The organism is Prauserella oleivorans (genome assembly GCF_042685745.1).
GTDB lineage: Bacteria > Actinomycetota > Actinomycetes > Mycobacteriales > Pseudonocardiaceae > Prauserella_A > Prauserella_A oleivorans.
On sequence record NZ_JBHUNT010000001.1, the window covers coordinates 5,455,061 to 5,471,535 of the forward strand.

Sequence of the window (16,475 nt, forward strand, 5' to 3'; positions counted from 1 at the left end):
CGAAATGCCCCCAAACCGGGCGCGCGTGTGGCGGGCGGCCCCGCCTGCCACGATGTCGGCATGACGGAGAACGGACCCGAGGCGAGCCCCCCACGGGTGGCCGCCCTCGCGCGGGAGGTCGAGGAGTTCGTCGCGACGGCCGGGTGGGAGCAGCAGCCGCAACTGTTCGCGCTCGTGCCGACGGCGGAGCTGCTCGCCCAGCAGCCCGAGCTCGCCGAGCAGCTCGACCCGGCCAGTGCCCTTACGCCGGTGGCGCAGGAATCGCTGCCCGAGGGCGACCTCGCCGAGACGCTGGCCACCCTCGCCTGGCCCGACGCCGTGCACGGCTGCGCGCTGTCACAGGAGATCATCGTGCTCCCGCCCGACGCCGAGGCCGAGCTGCCCGAGGTCGACGACTCCGCCGGCGCGGTGGACGCCTCGGACGTCGAACGACTCAAGCAGGCCGCGGCCGGGCACCCACGCCGCACCGAGGCGCGGCTGGTGGCGGCCGTGCTCCGGGACGGCTCGGCGGCGTGCGTGATGCGGTTGCGCGGGATCCGCACCCGGCCGGAGGACGACTCCGAGCCGACCGAGGAGATCATCGAGCACCCCGAGCTGGCCCCGAACCTCGTCGACGCCCTGCGCGCCACGCTGCTGCCCTGACGCCGCGGGCCGTCAGCCGCAGGTCGGGACGGGCTTGCCGGCACGGAGGTTGCGCAGCGCACTGACGGCGTCGTCGAGCGTGCCGACCCTGACCAGCCGGAGCCCGTCCGGTGCCGCCGACACTGCCTCGGCGCAATTGTTCGCCGGCACCAGGAAGGTGCTCGCGCCCGCTTCCTTGGCGGCGACGAGCTTGAACGAGATGCCGCCGATGGCGCCGACGTTGCCGGCCGCGTCGATCTCCCCGGTGCCCGCGATCCGCTGACCGCCGACCAGGTCCTCCGCCTCCATCCGCTCGACGATCGCCAGCGCGAACATCAGCCCCGCGGACGGCCCGCCGACGTCCTCGAGCGAGATGTCCACCTCGAACGGCACGTCGGCACGGTCCACCGGCTGCATGCCCACGAACCCCTGCGGCTGGCCGTCCGGGTGCCGGGCGAGTGTGAGGGACCGGGTTTGTTCCGGCTGGCCGTCGCGCTGGTAGGTGAGCGAGACCCGCTGGCCCGGACGGGTGTTCTCGAGCGCGGTGAGCACGTCCTGCTGGGAGGCGATCGCCTTGCCGTTGACCGCGACGATCCGGTCCCCGGGCTCCAGCACCGAGTCGGCCGGGCTGCCCGAGACGACCTGCTGCACCAGGACCTTCACCGGGTGGCCGATGCTGCGCAGCGCCGCCACCTCGGCGTTGCTCTGCGAGTCCTGGAACTGCTGGACGTTCTGGCGCCGGACCTCTTCGTCGGTCTCGCCGGGACGGAAGTACTCCTCGCGCGGCGCCACGGCATAGCGGCCGCTGACCCACAGCCCCAGGGCGCCGAAAAGGGTGACGTCGTCGTTGAGCGAGACGGTGGTCATGCGGAGCTCGCCGCGGCCGGGATAACTGCGCTCGCCGTTGATCGACACGACCTGCTCGCCCTCGACCGTGCCCAGCGTGTCGTAGGTGGGTCCTGGCCCGAGGGCCACGTACGGCACGCGCACGAACGCACCCAGCAACGCGAACACGACCACGAGCACGCCGCTGAACACGACCGTCCACCCGCGTCTGCTCAGACGGTTCCTCGGCCGGCGGCCGTCGTCGTCACCCGGCGTGGCCGAGGGCGGTGGCACCTCGGTCGCGGCACCTGCCTGCGTGCCTCCTGACGCGGTATCCATGTCGCGGGACTCACTCACGCGCACAGCGTACGGTGACCGTTCTCAGCCGACAGCGAAGGTCCGTAGCGGGCACGTCGCAATCCCCTCGTGTCCGCGTACGGTAGGTGGCATGAGCAACCCACCGTTCGGGTTCGGCTTCCCCGATCCCGACAAGCGTCCTGAGAACGAGCCGTCGGGCTCCGGCGGCCAGCAGGGTGCCGACGCGTTCCAGCAGCTGGGGCAGATGCTCAGCCAGCTTGGGCAAATGCTGAGCCAGGCGGGCAGCTCGTCGGGACCGGTCAACTACGACCTCGCCAAGCAGATCGCCCTCCAGCGCCTCGGCGGTGGTGGACAGCAGATGGGCTTCAAGGCCGACGACCCGCAGGGCGACACCGCTGTGCGGGACTCCGCGCATCTCGCGGAGCTGTGGCTGGACGAGGCGACGATCCTGCCTGCGGGCGCCTCCAAGACCGTCGCGTGGACCTCCAAGGAGTGGGTGGAGCAGACGCTGCCGACGTGGCAGCGGCTCTGCGACCCGGTGGCCAAGCAGGTGTCCGGCGCGTGGATGCAGGCGCTGCCGGAGGAGGCCAAGCAGGCCGCGGGTCCGCTGCTGTCGATGGTCGGCCAGATGGGCGGGATGGCCTTCGGCTCCCAGCTGGGCAACGCGCTCGCGGAGCTGGCCTCGGAGGTACTGACGTCCACCGAGGTCGGTCTGCCGCTCGGCCCGGAGACCACGTCGGCACTGCTGCCCGCGAACATCGAGAAGTTCACCGAGGGCCTGGAGCGTCCGGCCAGCGAGGTGCTCGTGTTCCTCGCCGCCCGGGAGGCCGCCCACCAGCGGCTGTTCGCGCACGTGCCGTGGCTGCGGCAGCGGCTGCTGGCGACGGTCGAGGAGTTCGCGCACGGCATCACCGTCGACACGTCCGCGCTCGAGCAGCTGGCCGGCCAGGTCGACCCGAGCAACCCGGCGAGCATCGAGCAGGCCATGTCGTCGGGGCTGCTGGAACCGAAGACGACGCCCGAGCAGCAGGCCGCGCTGACACGGCTGGAGACCCTGCTCGCGCTCGTCGAGGGCTGGGTCGATGTCGTGGTCGCCGACGCGGTCGGCAACCGGCTGCCCGGGGCCGACGCGCTGCGGGAAACGCTGCGCAGGCGCCGGGCGACCGGCGGCCCGGCGGAGCAGACGTTCGCCACGCTCGTCGGCCTGGAACTGCGGCCCCGGAGGATGAGGGCCGCGTCGGCGCTGTGGAAGCTGGTCGGCGACCGGCACGGCATCGACAAGCGGGATCAGCTCTGGTCGCACCCGGACCTCATGCCGACCACCGACGACCTCGACGAGCCCATGGACTTCGCCGACCGGCTCGGTGGCGTCGAGATCGGTGACGATGTCGACCCCATCGCCGAGCTCGAGAAGACCGAGCGCGCCGAGGAGCAGGCCCGGTCGGAGTCGGCCGAGGCTGAGGCTGGGTCGGGCTCGGCTGGGTCGGGCTCGGCTGGGTCGGGCTCGGCTGGGTCGGGCGACGCGCCCGGGTCGGCGGGCTCGGCCGACGAGGGCGGTTCCGACACCGGGAGCGCACGCGACTCGGGGCAGGACGACTCCGGCGAGGCCGGCGGTCGCTCCAAGGACGCCTGAGCTCTTCACGTGGTCCGCACCGGCCCGTGGTGGCCGGTGCGGGGTGCAGGGCTGCGCCGAACGGAGGTCTCGTGGCGCTCGCCGTTGGCACATGCTGTCCGAACAGCGCCAACGGCGGTTCACGTCGGCTGCCGGCGGCCCGCCGACGACGCCGGTCGACATCAGCGAGGTCCACGCACAGCGACCCCGGAAGGCGTCGAGCCAGCGGTGTCAGCGGGTCAATCCCGAGGCTTCTGGCCTCACAGCCTCGGACCACACGTCCGGCTCGCCAAGCTGATGCCCCGGGTCCGATCGGGCGGAACTGCGCGCCGCCGGGCAGCTCCAGGTTGGCCCCACCGCTCGCTACCGGTCGCTACTGAGCGTCCCCACGAGCAGCAGCCTTCAACGTCACCAGTCGCTGGTGCATGCCGACCGAGATTCGCGCAGCAGCCTCCGGCGTCACCAGCCGTCGCCGGTGGAAGCAGAACGCGACCATGCGCGCCGCAGCGCCACCAGCGGTCGCGGCGCGCCGAACGCCACACGCGCAGCAACGTCACCAGCCGCCGGTGCATGCCGATCGAACGCCACCGAACCCGTGGCCGGTCAGACCCAACCGGGCCATCAGAACCAGAACCCGGACAGACCGCATCCTCAACGCCGCTCGAACCCACCCCGGCCTGGCCGCACGTCCGTGTCGCGCGTGTCATCGCCGGATTCAACCTGTTCCAAGCCACGAGCGCGTCTACTCGTCGTCGTCGAGCCCCGTGATGCCGAGATTCGCAGCGGCGGACAGCCCTTCCAGGTAGCCGATCGCGCGTTCCGTCTTCGGGTACCGCCCGACCAGCTCCCAGAACTGGGCGTTGTGGTGCGCGACGCGCAGATGCGCAAGCTCGTGCACGAGCACGTAGTCGAGCACCCAGGACGGCACATCCCGCAACCGCTCGCTCACCCGGATCGTCCGGTCGACCGGCGTGCAGGACGCCCACCGGGTCCGCATCGGCGGGACCCACCGGACGCTGGCGGGCTTGGCCGTTCCGTCGAGGTAACGGCGTGAAAGTTCCGTACACCGCAGCAGGAGGGCTTCATCCGAGGCGCGGGCAGGCGACGCTCGTCTGCTCTCGGTGCGCTTCAGCTTTCGCTGCATCTCTGCCACCCAGTGCTCCTCCTCCGCCCGGCTCATGGAAGCCGGGATGAGCACCACGAGTGTGTCGCCGTCTCGGTACGCCGTGACGGTCCGGCGGCGGCGGGCGCTGCGTCGAACCTCGATCTTCTCGTCGGGGACTGAAGGCTGGCGCTCGTTCCTGTCCCGATTCCTCAATGAGGGAACCCGTGCTTCGGCCACCCGTACACGGTAAAGCCAATCGCCGACATCTCCGATGGCTCCGGCGTCACATCTCCGTAGTTATCCACAACCGAATTCACCTGTGGATAACCCCGGTCGGGTGTAAGCACCGAGCACGATCAGCGGCCACTCTGGCTGCATGACGAACTCACTACGCCCAGTGACCATTCCCCGCAGACCGCGGCTCGTGCCCGGCCTCGACGTTCTCGAACGACGCAGGAACGAGCTGCAGATCGGTCTCGAGCCCAGGCATGCCGTCGTGCTCAAAGACCTGCCGCCCATCCTCATGGACATCCTCCGTGGACTCGACGGGAGCCGAAGTACCGCATCGCTCCTGGACCTCGCCGATGACCGGCACGCCGAGCGGCTGCGGGACCTCCTGACGGGCCTCGCCGAACGCGGGCTCATCGAGGAGGCCGAACCGCCGGCTCACCCGCACACGCGTAGTGACGAGCCCGCGCTGTGGTCCCTCACCCTGTCGCGCCCCCGGCGTGACACCGCCGCCCGGCGGGCGCAGAGCGCCGTGCTCGTCCACGGCGGCGGCAGACTCGCCGCGGCGATCACCCACCTGCTCGCGACGTCCGGTGTGGGCCACCTCGACGCGCGGGCGGAAGGCCGGGTCGGCCCGGAGGACATCGGTTCCGGCTTCACCGACGGCGACGTGGGAACCCCCCGACGGCAGGCACTCGCCGAGGTCGTCCGACGCAGCAGCACGACCACGAAGACCGGCACGATCAGAGGCAAGCGCCGGCCCGACCTGGTCGTGCTCACCGACGCCGTGGTCCCGGCACCGGAGGTGGTGACCGAACTCATGGCCGAGCGTCAGCCGCATCTCGCCGTCCGGGTGCGGGACGGCATCGGCCTCGTCGGGCCCTTCGTCCACCCGGGTCGCACGAGCTGTCTTCGCTGCGCCGATCTCCGCCGAACCGGGCTCGACGCGTGCTGGCCGCGGGTTGCTAGCCAGCTCGCCGGCAAGCAGCCCCGGACCGAGCTGTGCAGCGTCAACGCGACCGCCGGTGTCGCCGCCGCACAGATCCTGCGGATTCTCGACCCCGAGGACACCGAGCCGCCGACCTGGAACGGCACGCTCGAGCTCGATTCGTTCGGTGGCACTGTGACGCGCCGCACGTGGCTACCACACCCCGTCTGTCCGTGCGGTGCGGCCCACATCAGTCCCGCACCCTGACCCCGCCCAACGGCCACAACGGCTGCGCGACCGGTGATCGGCAAGGCAGAATCAGCCCCGTGACGGAATTCCGGGACTCCAGCGAGGACAGGGCCGAGGCCGCCATGCCGCGCCGGGCCGCGGCGCGGACCGCCAAGCTGGCGAGCCTGCCCCTCGGCATCGCAGGTCGCGCAGTCGGTGGCTGGGGCCGGAGGCTGACCGGGCAAAGCGCGGAAGAGGTCAACGCCGCCATGTCCGCGAAGGCCGCCGAGCAGCTCTTCGAAGTCCTGGGCACGCTCAAGGGCGGGGCGATGAAGTTCGGCCAGGCGCTCAGCGTCTTCGAGGCGGCCGTGCCCGACGAATTCGCAGCGCCGTACCGGGATGCTCTCACCAAGCTGCAGGCCGCCGCGCCCCCCATGTCGGTGCGCCAGACCCACCGGGTCCTCGCCGAGCAGCTCGGCCGCTCCTGGACTCGCCGCTTCGAGTCGTTCGACGACGAACCGGCCGCCTCCGCGAGCATCGGCCAGGTGCACCACGCGGTCTGGCACGACGGCCGAGAGGTCGCCGTCAAGGTCCAGTACCCGGGCGCCGACGAGGCCCTCCGCAGCGACCTGCGGCAGCTCCAGCGTTTCAGCAGGCTGTTCCAGGCTCTCGTGCCGGGCACCGACGTCAAGCCCCTGCTCGCCGAGCTCGCCGACCGGATGAACGAGGAGCTCGACTACCGGACCGAAGCCGACAACCAGCGCAGCTTCGCCAAGGCCTTCGCCAGCGACGATCAGGTGCTCGTGCCGAGGGTCGTCGCCAGTGCTCCCAAGGTCGTCATCACTGAGTGGGTGACCGGTACGCCCTACGCCCGGATCATCCGGGAGGGCACCCAGGAGCAACGCAACGAGGCCGGCCGCCTCCTGGCCGAGTTCCACTACTCCTCTCCCGCTCGCGCGCGCCTGCTCCACTCCGACCCTCACCCCGGCAATTTCATGCTGCGGGACGACGGCCGGATCTGCGTGATCGACTTCGGTGCTGTTGCTCAACTTCCCCAGGGCGCGCCGCCCGCCCTGGGCCGGATGATGCGGTTCGCACTCGAAGGGCGGTCCGAGGAGCTCTACAGCGTTCTGCGTGCCGAGGGATTCGTCCGCCCGGACACCGACATCCAAGCTGATGACGTCTACTCCTACCTCCTTCCGCTCGTGTCGCCCCTCACCGAGGAGCGGTTCCACTTCTCGCGCCGATGGGCCCAGAAGCAGGCCATGCGCATGGGTGACATGCGCGGTCGCGACTTCCGCACCGGCCGGTCGCTCAACCTGCCGCCGCACTGGTTGCTGATCCACCGGGTGACCGCCGGGGCCATCGGCATCCTCTGCCAGCTCGACGCCGAACTGGCTCTGCGGTCCATTGTCGAGCGCTGGCAGCCGGGTTTCCTCGACTGAACCCGATCGGCCGATCAGTTATCCACAACTTCGGGCCGGACGGCGCGAAATCGCCATTCGCGCGGCCGGTTCATCCACATTCTCGGCAAGATCTCCCGCAGCCCGGCCTGCTCCCGCCACCCTCGACGCATGACTCTCACAGCCGGCGCGGCACGAGCAGTGCCCGACGCCACCGACAACATCATCACGGCCGCCGAGCTCAAGGCGGGCGGCATGTCCGACAGCGCCATCCTGCGACGATGCCGCCCCGGCGGACCCTGGCGACGTCTGTTGCCCGGGGTCATCCTGCTGTCGCCCGGCGAGCCGACCCGTCGTCAGCTGCTGAGGGCGGTCGCCCGCTATCTCGGCCCGGACACGGTCATCACCGGCATCGACGCGCTGAGCGCACACGGCCTCGAGCTACCTCGCCAGCCCGCCGTTCACGTGCTCGTGCGCGCGCAGCGCCGCGTGCTCGCCCCGGAATTCGTCCAGCTCGAACGGACCATCCGCGTTCCCGATCCGGTCAGGATCGACGGCCTGCCCTACGCCCCGGCCCCGCGGGCGGCACTGGATGCGGCGCGCCGGCAGCGCGACGCCGCCCTGCTGCGCGACCTGTTGTCACTGCCGATCTACTACGGGCTTTGTACCTACGAGGAACTGAGTGTCGAACTCGCGGCCGGCAGCCAGCGCGGATCGGCGGCGGTCCGCGCCGAGCTGCGGCGAATCGGCCGGACGCGGGACACTTACGTTCACGGATGGGCTCGCCGGCTCCTACGCCGCGCTCCGCTCCCACCGCCCCGGTGGGACGTGACCGTCTGCGACAGACGTGGCCGCCCCATCGGTGCGGTGGACGCGTGGTGGGACGACGTCGGCATGGGCTGGCAGTTCACGCCACCCGGCCGAGCGGGCAGCGGGCATCTCGGGCACCTCGCGCTGACCGCGGCCGGCATCGTGCTGGTGCGAACCGAGCCGGAGCGACTTCGCTCGGCGGACGAGACAGTTCTCGTGGAGCTGGCGAGCGCCTTTCGTACCGCCGCGACCCGAGCCCGGCCTCCGGTGCAGTGCGAGGCGCCGGAACAGGCCGCATGAAGCATCACCAGTAGTCCACGGGAAGTTTGCCCTCGATGTCGAGAACGTGCTCGCGCGCGCAGCGCGGGCACAGCCAGCGAGTCCGGCCGTCCTCGGTCTCCCGTACCCAGGCCAGTGTCGTGACGGATCGGTCTTCGGGCCGACCGGCACCGCACATCGCGCACACGACCACCGGCTGCTCAGTCATGTCCGCCGTCCGATGTGGACGGTCCGGGCGTTCAGGAGGTAGAGGTCGTCGCGATTGCCGATGTAGTCGGGACTTTCAGGGTCGAGGAGCCGCCGCACCGCGTCCCTGTCCTCGTCGTCGAGTTTCTCGTCGGCCATCTCGGAAAGCCACGTCAAGCGTTCGACGGCGAAGTCCCGCACCCGCTCGTCCGCGGGTGCCGGATGATCGAGGAGGTAACTGAATGACGTGATGTCAGCGAGGCCCGCACGCGCCAACGCGGTGTTCCAGCCGTAGGGCATCCGCACGGCATCCGGCATGGTGGCGCGCATCTGCTCGAACCAGTCGTCGCGGTTCGCGTTGAGCCGCTGCTCGAGTCCTGGCCTGCCGAGGCCGAGGTCCCACGGCAGGCATCGCGTGTCGAGGCCGCCCTCCGCGATGGCGAGGAGGCCTCCCGGACGCAACGCGGCGGCGAGGCGGTCCACCGCTCGCTGCTGATCAGGAAGGTGATGCACCACAGCGGAAGCCCACACGAGGTCCGCGGGCGGCACGAGCTCGTCGAGCGGCTGGGTCCCGGCATCGGCGACGACCGCCTCCACCCGGACGTCCGGACCACCCGACGCCTGCGCCGCCTCGCGCGCGGCCGCCAGGAGCTCGTCGACCGCATCGACGAGAAACACGGTCCCGCCGCCGTGAGCCCGCAGCGCACCGGCGAGCGCAGCGCTCATCCCGCCCGCGCCGGATCCGACATCCACCACGGTGCCGCCGGAGGGAAGGTCGGTCGTGATGCGTGCTGCCACGGACTCCAGCGTGTCGCGCTCGAGGTCGTCGAGCCTGCGCATGGCTGTCAGGCGGGCGGCCCAGTCCACGTCGTCGTGCGTATGTGCTGACATAGCGCCATTGAACACCGGATGGAGCCCCGTGGGCGGGCCGGCCGCATCGGTCGCCGTCCGCCCACGGGAGCTCGGTCCGCTTTTACCGGGCGTAGTGGCGAGATCTCTTCGCCGCCCAGTGCGCCACCCGGTTCCAACGACGCGCGGCGCGGGCACGCCGCAGCTCGCGCTGGCCGTGGGTGGCCTCTCTCAGTTCTCGTATTCGGGCTCTGGCCAGTTCTTCATGTAGCAACATTCGGGAGGTCTCCGTGTTCATGACTGTGTGAATCGGCTCGTAGGTCTGCGCCGAACCGGCCGCGCGCTTCGGGCGCGGGCCGTTCTCGCCGTCGGTGGTCATGCGGCACTCCTCTGACGAGGGGCCGCAGGCTCTGCGGCCGGGTTTTTCCGAGGGCGGCCACGGGGCCGCTTGCGGGCGATCACCGCGCCCCGTTCGAAGATCTCGCCGCCCCAGACGCCCCATGGCTCCCTACGGGCCAGCGCGCCGGCAAGACAGGCCGAGCGCACCGGGCAGTCACCACAGAGCACCTTGGCGCGCTCCAGGTCCGCTGGCGCTTCGGCGAACCACAGGTCCGCGTCCCCGGACTGGCACGGCAGGTTGAGATCCGGAGAGGACACCGCGTCGAGTAGTTCCGCGACGCCGGTCGTCCCGTCCAACAGGTCGGGTAACGCCTCCTCTGACGCGAAGGCGGTTGCCGCTGGCATTTCCCGTTCTCCTTTGTTACGAGGGATTTCCTGATGGATCCACAGGCCCCGAAACAGCACGAAGGCCGCGGATCCGATGTACGGTTCCGCGGCCTTCGAGAGCCTTCTCCCTAGACGGGTGCTAGGGGCATCTCTCCCGTGAGCACAACGGAACCCTGGGCTTGTCCTGCTGGATCGGACGCTGGACGCGCACCGGACGGAACACCGGGTTGGCAAGTCCGGCGTTCCAGTCAGCGGTGTCGAGAGCGGCGGTACGCACATGGCGACCACGACGCGTCTCGCCGACGAACTGACCAGCGAGGGACATGCCGGTGCACCGGCGAGCGAGCACGACCTGTTCGGTCCAAGACAGCGCGGTGCCTGCGACGCCGATCCGCTCCGTGAGCTTCATCCGAGGCACCTCCTCCCGCTGTCCGTCGGTCCGCCGCAGTGTCGGCGACCGAGATAGATGTTCCACCCAGTGCTTGCAGGCTATTGCGCGTCTACTCGGCGGGGCAACCGATTTTCCGGAACTTTCCCCGCCTGGATCAAAAGTCTGTCGTGACCAGGCCATTCCCCTGGCCGGCAGTGCCGACGCGGCTACTCACCGTGGGCGTCGCGGACCACCTCGAGCACCTCCGCGCCGAAGCGCTCGAGCTTGGTCGCGCCGATACCCGAGATCGCCACGAGTGACCTGCTGTCGGTGGGACGTTGCTCGGCGATGGCGACGAGCGTCGCGTCGGTGAACACCACGAACGCCGGCACGTTGAGCTCGCGTGCCCGTTCCATCCGCCAGTCCTTCAGCCGGGCCAGCAGGTCCTCGTCCACATCGGCCGGGCATTTCGTGCACCGACCGAGCTTGACCTCCATCGTGGAGATCAGCGGCCGGTCGCAGATACGGCACCGCGCCGCGAACTTGGACGCCTTCGGCGAGCGTGCCACGCGAGCGGCCGGGTGGTCCTCGGGAATCAGCCCGTAGAGGAACCGGCTTCGCCTGCGGTTCCGCCGTCCGTCCGGGGTGCGCGACAGCGCCCACGTGAGGGACAGGTGCTCCCGGGCACGCGTGACACCGACGTAGAACAGCCTGCGCTCCTCCTCGATGGCCTCGTCGTTGCCGTCCGCGTGCTGGATCGGCACGGTTCCCTCGGCGAGGCCGACCAGGAAGACGGCATCCCACTCCAGACCCTTCGCGGCGTGCAGGGACGCCAGGGTGACACCGTCCACGGTCGGTGGGTGCTGCGCGGCGGCGCGCTGATCGAGCTCCGCGACGAAACGGCCGAGCGTCGCGCCTTCGGTCGTGCTCGCCAGTTCCTCCGCGAGCTCGACGAGAGCGAGCAGCGCGTCCCAGCGCTCCTTCGCCGCCCCGCCCGGCGGCGGTTGCTCGGTGAGCCCCACTCCGGCGAGCGCCTGCCGGCACAGGTCCACCAGGTCGCCCTCCGGGTTCCGTGACGCCGCGGTGCGCAGCGCCGCCATCGCCTGCCGGACCTCCCTGCGCTGGAAGAACCGCTCACCGCCACGCACGAGGTACGGGATGCCGGCCTCGGACAGCGCCTGCTCGTAGGCCTCCGACTGCGCGTTGACGCGGTAGAGCACGGCGATCTCGCTCGCGGGCACGCCCGCGTCGAGCAACTCCCGGATCCGGCCCGCGACCGCTTTGGCCTCGGCGATCTCGTCGTCGTACTCGGCGAACCGCGGCGGCGGGCCGTCGGGCCGCTGACCGATCAGCCGCAACCGGGAGCCCGCCGGCCGTCCGCTGGCCGCGCCGATGACCCGGTTCGCGAGCTCCACCACCTGCGGCGTCGATCGGTAGTCGCGTTCCAGCCGCACCACCGTCGCCTCCGGGAAGCGGCGGGTGAAGTCCAGGAGCGGACGCGGCGACGCGCCGCCGAACGAGTAGATGGTCTGGTTCGCGTCGCCGACGACGGTGAGGTCGTCCCGCCCGCCGAGCCAGGCGTCGAGCAACCGCTGCTGGGCGGGGGTCACGTCCTGGTACTCGTCGACGACGAAGCAGCGGTACCGGTCGCGAAACTCCTCGGCCACACTCCGGTGCTCCTCCAGGGCCGCGGTGGTGTGGAGCAGCAGATCGTCGAAGTCGAGCAGCTGGGCCTCGTTCTTGATCCGCTCGTAGGTGCGATACAGCTCCGCGATCCGCCCGGCGGACTCCGGGATGTCCCGGTTGAGCCTCGCCGCGACGGCCGGATAGTCGTCGGGGCTGACCAGCGACGCCTTCGCCCACTCGATCTCGCTGGTGAGGTCGCGCAGCACCTCGACCTCGGTCGGCAGGCCGAGCCGGTTCGCCGCCTGACCGACCAGCCGCAGCTTGTTGCCCTCGATGAGGTCCCAGGGCCGGTCGCCCACGACGCGGGGCCAGAAGTAGCGCAGCTGGCGCAGCGCCGCGGCGTGGAACGTCCGCGCCTGCGCTCCCTCGACCCCGAGTGCGCGCAGCCGGGTCCGCAGCTCGCCCGCGGCGCGCGCCGTGAACGTCACGGCCAGTACCTGGCCCGCGGAAACGTGACCGGATCGGACGAGGTAGGCGATGCGGTGAGTGATCGTCCTGGTCTTGCCGGTCCCGGCTCCGGCGAGCACGCACACGGGCCCCCGCGGCGCGCAGGCCGCGGCTCGCTGTTCGGGATCGAGGCCCTCGAGCAGCTCCTGATGACGGTTCGACGACGCACTTCCCACGGCCGCATCCTCGCAGAGGGGACCGACAGCGCCACGGTCCCCCGGCCGCCCGTATCCTGGGTCATTATGGCGGAGAAGCTGGACAAAGAGGCTGCCAAGAAGGCCAAGAAGGAGAAGCGCGCGGCGAGCAAGGCGCGGCGTGGCCAGATCTTCCAGGCGTTCAAAATGCAGCGCAAGGAGGACAAGGCCCTCATCCCGTGGATGCTGGGTTCCTTCCTGGTCGTCACGGCCGTCGTCTTCCTGATCGGGTTGTGGCTCGGCATCCAGTGGCTGCTGCTGCCGGTCGGCATCATGCTGGGCCTGCTGGCCGCAGTGATCATCTTCGGCAGGCGCGTCCAGAAGACCGTCTTCGCCAAGGCCGAGGGCCAGCCGGGCGCCGCTGCCTGGGCGTTGGACAACCTGCGCGGACGCTGGCGGGTGACACAGACCGTCGCGGCGACGACGCAACTCGACGCCGTGCACCGCGTGCTCGGCGGCCCGGGTGTGATCCTGGTGGCCGAAGGCGCCCCGCACCGCGTGCGGAACCTGCTCTCGCAGGAGAAGAAGCGCATCGCCCGGCTCATCGGCGACACCCCGATCTACGACGTCGTCGTCGGCAACGACGAGGGCCAGGTTCCGCTGCGGAAGCTGCAGAGCTACCTCATGAAGCTGCCCCGCAACCTCAAGGGCCCGCAGGTCGACGCGCTCGAGGCCAAGCTCTCCGCCCTGGGCAACCGCGGCGCGGCGCTGCCCAAGGGCCCCATGCCGCAGGGCGCGAAGATGCGCAACGTCCAGCGCACGATCCGCCGCCGCTGACTCAAGCCGCCGTCCGACACCACGGCCTCCGTCCCGGTCTCCGCGATCGGGCGGGGGCCGTTGTCGTACCTGCCGCGAACGGGAACGGACGTCAGCACGCCCGACAACGGGTGTTCCGTGGAAGCTCCCTCAGCGCATCCGGATGACGACGGTTTCGGTCAGCCGGTCGTGCCAGCCGCGGTTGTCGGCGTTGCGCACCGCGGCCGGGATGATGAGAAACGTCAGCACGCAGCGGACCACGGCACGCCACACCCCGGGCACACCGCCACCGTCCAGCCGCGCCACGCGGATGCCGCACGCGGCCATGCCCGGCGTGAAGCTGAAGAATGCGGCGGGCAGCATCGTGATGGCGGCCCACATCGCAAGCGACCACAGGTTGTAGGTCTGCATGCGCGCGAGGTCGTCGTAATCCGGCTGGATGAACAACGCCGTCAGCAACGACGCGAGCACCAGGTCGACGACGAGGGCCAGGAACCGGCGCCCGGAACCCGCCGCGGAACCGACTCCGTCCTCGGGCAGCCCCAGATGCTCCCCGGGCCAGCGCGGCGGCTCACATAGAGCTGCGTCACTTCCCGAGGACAGCGACGTAAGCCACTCTCCGGTCCATCTAGCCACGTGAACAGGGTATGTCGCCGATTCGGAGGTGTTTATCGCGCCCTCATATCCGATATCCGCCAACCCGTTAACGTCGGCGAAACATATGGGTGACGGTCGGGCAACACCGCCAACTTAGCTTAGGCCGAAGAGAGCACTGCCGCACGAGCTCGAAGATGAAGGAGTCACCGAGGGTGTCCACTACTCCAGACGATGTCCTGCGTCTGATCGCTGACGAGGACGTGGAATTTGTCGACGTGAGGTTCTGCGACCTGCCTGGCATCATGCAGCACTTCACCGTCCCCGCCAAGGCTTTCGACGCGGACGCGTTCGAAGAGGGCCTCGCCTTCGACGGCTCGTCGGTGCGCGGTTTCCAGTCGATCCACGAGTCGGACATGCTGCTGCTGCCGGACCCGGTCACCGCGCGCATCGACCCGTTCCGCAAGGCCAAGACGCTGTCGCTGAACTTCTTCGTGCACGACCCGTTCACCCGGGAGCCGTACAGCCGCGACCCGCGCAACATCGCGCGCAAGGCCGAGCAGTACATCACCGAGTCCGGCATCGCCGACACCGCGTTCTTCGGGCCCGAGGCCGAGTTCTACGTCTTCGACGACGTGCGCTTCGACTCGTCCGAGAACGGCACGTTCCACGAGATCGACTCGGTCGAGGGCTGGTGGAACACGGGCCGCAAGGAAGAGGGCGGCAACAAGGGTTACAAGACCAAGTTCAAGGGCGGCTACTTCCCCGTCCCGCCCGTCGACCACTACGCCGACCTGCGCGACGAGATCGTGCAGAAGCTGGTGGGGTCCGGCTTCGAGATCGAGCGTGCCCACCACGAGGTCGGCACCGCCGGCCAGGCCGAGATCAACTACAAGTTCAACACGCTGCTGCACGCTGCGGACGACCTGCAGCTGTTCAAGTACATCGTGAAGAACACGGCCTTCGCCAACGGCAAGACCGCCACCTTCATGCCGAAGCCGCTCTTCGGTGACAACGGCTCGGGTATGCACTGCCACCAGTCGCTGTGGAAGGACGGCGAGCCGCTGTTCTACGACGAGTCCGGCTACGCGGGCCTCTCGGACATGGCGCGCCACTACATCGGCGGCATCCTGGCGCACGCGCCGAGCCTGCTGGCCTTCACCAACCCGACCGTGAACTCCTACCACCGGCTCGTGCCGGGCTTCGAGGCTCCGGTCAGCCTGGTGTACTCGCAGCGCAACCGCTCCGCGTGTGTCCGCATCCCGATCACGGGCAGCAACGCCAAGGCCAAGCGCCTCGAGTTCCGGTGCCCGGACTCGTCGGGTAACCCGTACCTGGCGTTCGCGGCCATGGTGATGGCGGGCCTCGACGGCATCAAGAACAAGATCGAGCCGCCGGAGCCGATCGACAAGGACCTCTACGAGCTGCCGCCCGAGGAGGCCAAGGACGTCAAGCTGGTCCCGAGCGACCTCGGCTCCGTGCTCGACTCGCTGGAGTCCGACCACGACTACCTGCTCGAGGGTGGCGTGTTCACCCCTGACGTGATCGAGACGTGGATCGCCTTCAAGCGTGAGAACGAGATCGACCCGCTGCGGCTGCGCCCGCACCCGTACGAGTTCGCCCTCTACTACGACGTGTGATTTTGGGTGTTCCAGGGACGGCTGAGCAACGACGAATGCTGAGGAAAAACCGCCTCTGACCTGCGGAAACGCCGCCGACGACCTTCGTGGTCGTTCGGCGGCGTTTCTCGTGGTTTTCCACTCGCTTGTTACATCAGTGGTACATGGAGCGCCTCCGGCGCCTCGCCTTCATGCTCGTGAGAACACCGGATCAAGAACGTCGGCGACGCGGCGCATCTGGTCGTCGAGGTCGGCTTCACTGATGTCCTCGACGCCCTCCTTCCTGCGCCAGGCGGCCCACTTTGCCTGCATGTCACCGGTCGCGGCGTAGCCCGCCACCACCGACGTGATCGGCCGGAGCACCACTCGGCGGTAGCGGGCAACGGCTCGAGCCGACTCCAGCAGCTGATCCTGGTCGACCTCGTGGTGCTCGAGCAGTTGAGCGATGTCGATGTAGTCGCGCCAGCGGGTGCTGATGGTCCCTCGCTCGAGGATGGTGACACCCTTCTCGGCGATGATCGTCTCGGGCGCGTAGCCGAGCATCTCGATCGGCTCGCCGATGACGCGTTCAACGCGAACCGTCCTGGGCGTCGGCACGACGGGGTCGCCGGTCGAGACTACCTGCCATGGTCATCGCTCCTCCAGATGTGAGGAGCCCCACTTTGCCACTGCGTTCATCACCACCCAGACC

Annotated in this window: 16 protein-coding genes and 1 pseudogene; 7 read left to right on the plus strand and 10 right to left on the minus strand. The window is 69.8% G+C overall.

The annotated features are described in order from the left end of the window. Nucleotides 1-60 precede the first annotated feature (60 nt). Nucleotides 61-642 (plus strand): PPA1309 family protein, encoded by a 582-nt coding sequence (locus tag ACFSZT_RS26790; protein ID WP_377387888.1) that lies wholly within the window; start codon nucleotides 61-63, stop codon nucleotides 640-642. Between the two features lie 12 nt (nucleotides 643-654). On the opposite strand, the gene ACFSZT_RS26795 is transcribed toward ACFSZT_RS26790, so the two are convergent. Further along, the gene (locus ACFSZT_RS26795; RefSeq protein ID WP_377387886.1) at nucleotides 655-1,803 is read right to left on the minus strand and encodes a YlbL family protein; all 1,149 of its coding nucleotides are present in this window, start codon (nucleotides 1,801-1,803) and stop codon (nucleotides 655-657) included. Between the two features lie 91 nt (nucleotides 1,804-1,894). Between ACFSZT_RS26795 and ACFSZT_RS26800 the strand changes: the two genes are divergently transcribed. Next, nucleotides 1,895-3,397, plus strand: coding sequence for a zinc-dependent metalloprotease (locus ACFSZT_RS26800; RefSeq protein WP_377387884.1), 1,503 nt, complete (start codon nucleotides 1,895-1,897; stop codon nucleotides 3,395-3,397). Nucleotides 3,398-4,118: 721 nt separating this feature from the next. Here ACFSZT_RS26800 and ACFSZT_RS26805 read toward each other — a convergent pair. Then, nucleotides 4,119-4,643 (minus strand): M48 metallopeptidase family protein, encoded by a 525-nt coding sequence (locus ACFSZT_RS26805; protein WP_377388052.1) that lies wholly within the window; start codon nucleotides 4,641-4,643, stop codon nucleotides 4,119-4,121. Between the two features lie 214 nt (nucleotides 4,644-4,857). Between ACFSZT_RS26805 and ACFSZT_RS26810 the strand changes: the two genes are divergently transcribed. The 3 genes from ACFSZT_RS26810 to ACFSZT_RS26820 all read left to right on the plus strand — a co-directional run bounded on the left by ACFSZT_RS26810 (nucleotide 4,858) and on the right by ACFSZT_RS26820 (nucleotide 8,378). Further along, nucleotides 4,858-5,904, plus strand: a complete 1,047-nt coding sequence (locus ACFSZT_RS26810; protein WP_377387882.1) for a TOMM precursor leader peptide-binding protein — start codon at nucleotides 4,858-4,860, stop codon at nucleotides 5,902-5,904. A 104-nt stretch (nucleotides 5,905-6,008) separates the two neighbouring features. Further along, nucleotides 6,009-7,310, plus strand: a complete 1,302-nt coding sequence (locus ACFSZT_RS26815) for an ABC1 kinase family protein (RefSeq protein WP_377388050.1) — start codon at nucleotides 6,009-6,011, stop codon at nucleotides 7,308-7,310. A gap of 129 nt (nucleotides 7,311-7,439) precedes the next feature. Then, on the plus strand, nucleotides 7,440-8,378 hold the full coding sequence (locus ACFSZT_RS26820; protein ID WP_377387880.1) for a hypothetical protein: 939 nt from the start codon (nucleotides 7,440-7,442) through the stop codon (nucleotides 8,376-8,378). 4 nt (nucleotides 8,379-8,382) lie between these two features. Here the strand turns inward: ACFSZT_RS26820 and ACFSZT_RS26825 are convergent, their stop codons facing one another. The 6 genes from ACFSZT_RS26825 to ACFSZT_RS26850 form a co-directional block, all read right to left on the minus strand. Beyond that, on the minus strand, nucleotides 8,383-8,565 hold the full coding sequence (locus ACFSZT_RS26825) for a hypothetical protein (RefSeq protein ID WP_377387878.1): 183 nt from the start codon (nucleotides 8,563-8,565) through the stop codon (nucleotides 8,383-8,385). Beyond that, nucleotides 8,562-9,434, minus strand: a complete 873-nt coding sequence (locus tag ACFSZT_RS26830; protein ID WP_377387876.1) for a class I SAM-dependent methyltransferase — start codon at nucleotides 9,432-9,434, stop codon at nucleotides 8,562-8,564. Before ACFSZT_RS26830 ends, ACFSZT_RS26825 begins: the two co-directional genes overlap by 4 nt. 82 nt (nucleotides 9,435-9,516) lie before the next feature. Then, entirely contained in the window at nucleotides 9,517-9,771 is a 255-nt protein-coding gene (locus tag ACFSZT_RS26835) for a hypothetical protein (protein ID WP_377387874.1), read from the minus strand. Then, nucleotides 9,768-10,136, minus strand: coding sequence for a WhiB family transcriptional regulator (locus ACFSZT_RS26840; protein WP_377387872.1), 369 nt, complete (start codon nucleotides 10,134-10,136; stop codon nucleotides 9,768-9,770). Before ACFSZT_RS26840 ends, ACFSZT_RS26835 begins: the two co-directional genes overlap by 4 nt. A 121-nt stretch (nucleotides 10,137-10,257) precedes the next feature. Next, nucleotides 10,258-10,527, minus strand: coding sequence for a hypothetical protein (locus ACFSZT_RS26845; RefSeq protein WP_377387870.1), 270 nt, complete (start codon nucleotides 10,525-10,527; stop codon nucleotides 10,258-10,260). 188 nt (nucleotides 10,528-10,715) lie between these two features. Next, the gene (locus ACFSZT_RS26850; protein WP_377387868.1) at nucleotides 10,716-12,797 is read right to left on the minus strand and encodes an ATP-dependent DNA helicase UvrD2; all 2,082 of its coding nucleotides are present in this window, start codon (nucleotides 12,795-12,797) and stop codon (nucleotides 10,716-10,718) included. 66 nt (nucleotides 12,798-12,863) lie between these two features. On the opposite strand from ACFSZT_RS26850, the gene ACFSZT_RS26855 reads away from it, so the two are divergent. After that, nucleotides 12,864-13,592: a DUF4191 domain-containing protein gene (locus ACFSZT_RS26855; protein WP_377387866.1), complete on the plus strand. Its 729-nt coding sequence runs from the start codon at nucleotides 12,864-12,866 to the stop codon at nucleotides 13,590-13,592. 129 nt (nucleotides 13,593-13,721) lie between these two features. Here ACFSZT_RS26855 and ACFSZT_RS26860 read toward each other — a convergent pair whose 3' ends face one another. Next, on the minus strand, nucleotides 13,722-14,207 hold the full coding sequence (locus ACFSZT_RS26860) for an RDD family protein (protein WP_377387864.1): 486 nt from the start codon (nucleotides 14,205-14,207) through the stop codon (nucleotides 13,722-13,724). A 173-nt stretch (nucleotides 14,208-14,380) separates the two neighbouring features. Between ACFSZT_RS26860 and glnA the strand changes: the two genes are divergently transcribed. Beyond that, nucleotides 14,381-15,805 carry a type I glutamate--ammonia ligase gene (gene glnA, locus ACFSZT_RS26865; RefSeq protein ID WP_377387862.1) on the plus strand — a complete coding sequence of 475 codons (1,425 nt, stop codon included), beginning with the start codon at nucleotides 14,381-14,383 and terminating at the stop codon, nucleotides 15,803-15,805. Nucleotides 15,806-15,973: 168 nt separating this feature from the next. On the opposite strand, the pseudogene ACFSZT_RS26870 reads toward glnA, so the two are convergent. Next, nucleotides 15,974-16,387: pseudogene (locus ACFSZT_RS26870) on the minus strand (nucleotidyl transferase AbiEii/AbiGii toxin family protein); the annotation flags it as partial. Nucleotides 16,388-16,475: the final 88 nt, after the last annotated feature.

Coding starts and splice junctions, on each gene's coding strand:
- ACFSZT_RS26790 (WP_377387888.1), top strand. CDS start 61: ATGACGGAGAACGGACCCGAGGCGAGCCCCCCACGGGTGGCCGCCCTC.
- ACFSZT_RS26800 (WP_377387884.1), top strand. CDS start 1,895: ATGAGCAACCCACCGTTCGGGTTCGGCTTCCCCGATCCCGACAAGCGT.
- ACFSZT_RS26810 (WP_377387882.1), top strand. CDS start 4,858: ATGACGAACTCACTACGCCCAGTGACCATTCCCCGCAGACCGCGGCTC.
- ACFSZT_RS26815 (WP_377388050.1), top strand. CDS start 6,009: ATGCCGCGCCGGGCCGCGGCGCGGACCGCCAAGCTGGCGAGCCTGCCC.
- ACFSZT_RS26820 (WP_377387880.1), top strand. CDS start 7,440: ATGACTCTCACAGCCGGCGCGGCACGAGCAGTGCCCGACGCCACCGAC.
- ACFSZT_RS26825 (WP_377387878.1), bottom strand. CDS start 8,565: ATGACTGAGCAGCCGGTGGTCGTGTGCGCGATGTGCGGTGCCGGTCGG.
- ACFSZT_RS26830 (WP_377387876.1), bottom strand. CDS start 9,434: ATGTCAGCACATACGCACGACGACGTGGACTGGGCCGCCCGCCTGACA.
- ACFSZT_RS26835 (WP_377387874.1), bottom strand. CDS start 9,771: ATGACCACCGACGGCGAGAACGGCCCGCGCCCGAAGCGCGCGGCCGGT.
- ACFSZT_RS26840 (WP_377387872.1), bottom strand. CDS start 10,136: ATGCCAGCGGCAACCGCCTTCGCGTCAGAGGAGGCGTTACCCGACCTG.
- ACFSZT_RS26845 (WP_377387870.1), bottom strand. CDS start 10,527: ATGAAGCTCACGGAGCGGATCGGCGTCGCAGGCACCGCGCTGTCTTGG.
- ACFSZT_RS26855 (WP_377387866.1), top strand. CDS start 12,864: ATGGCGGAGAAGCTGGACAAAGAGGCTGCCAAGAAGGCCAAGAAGGAG.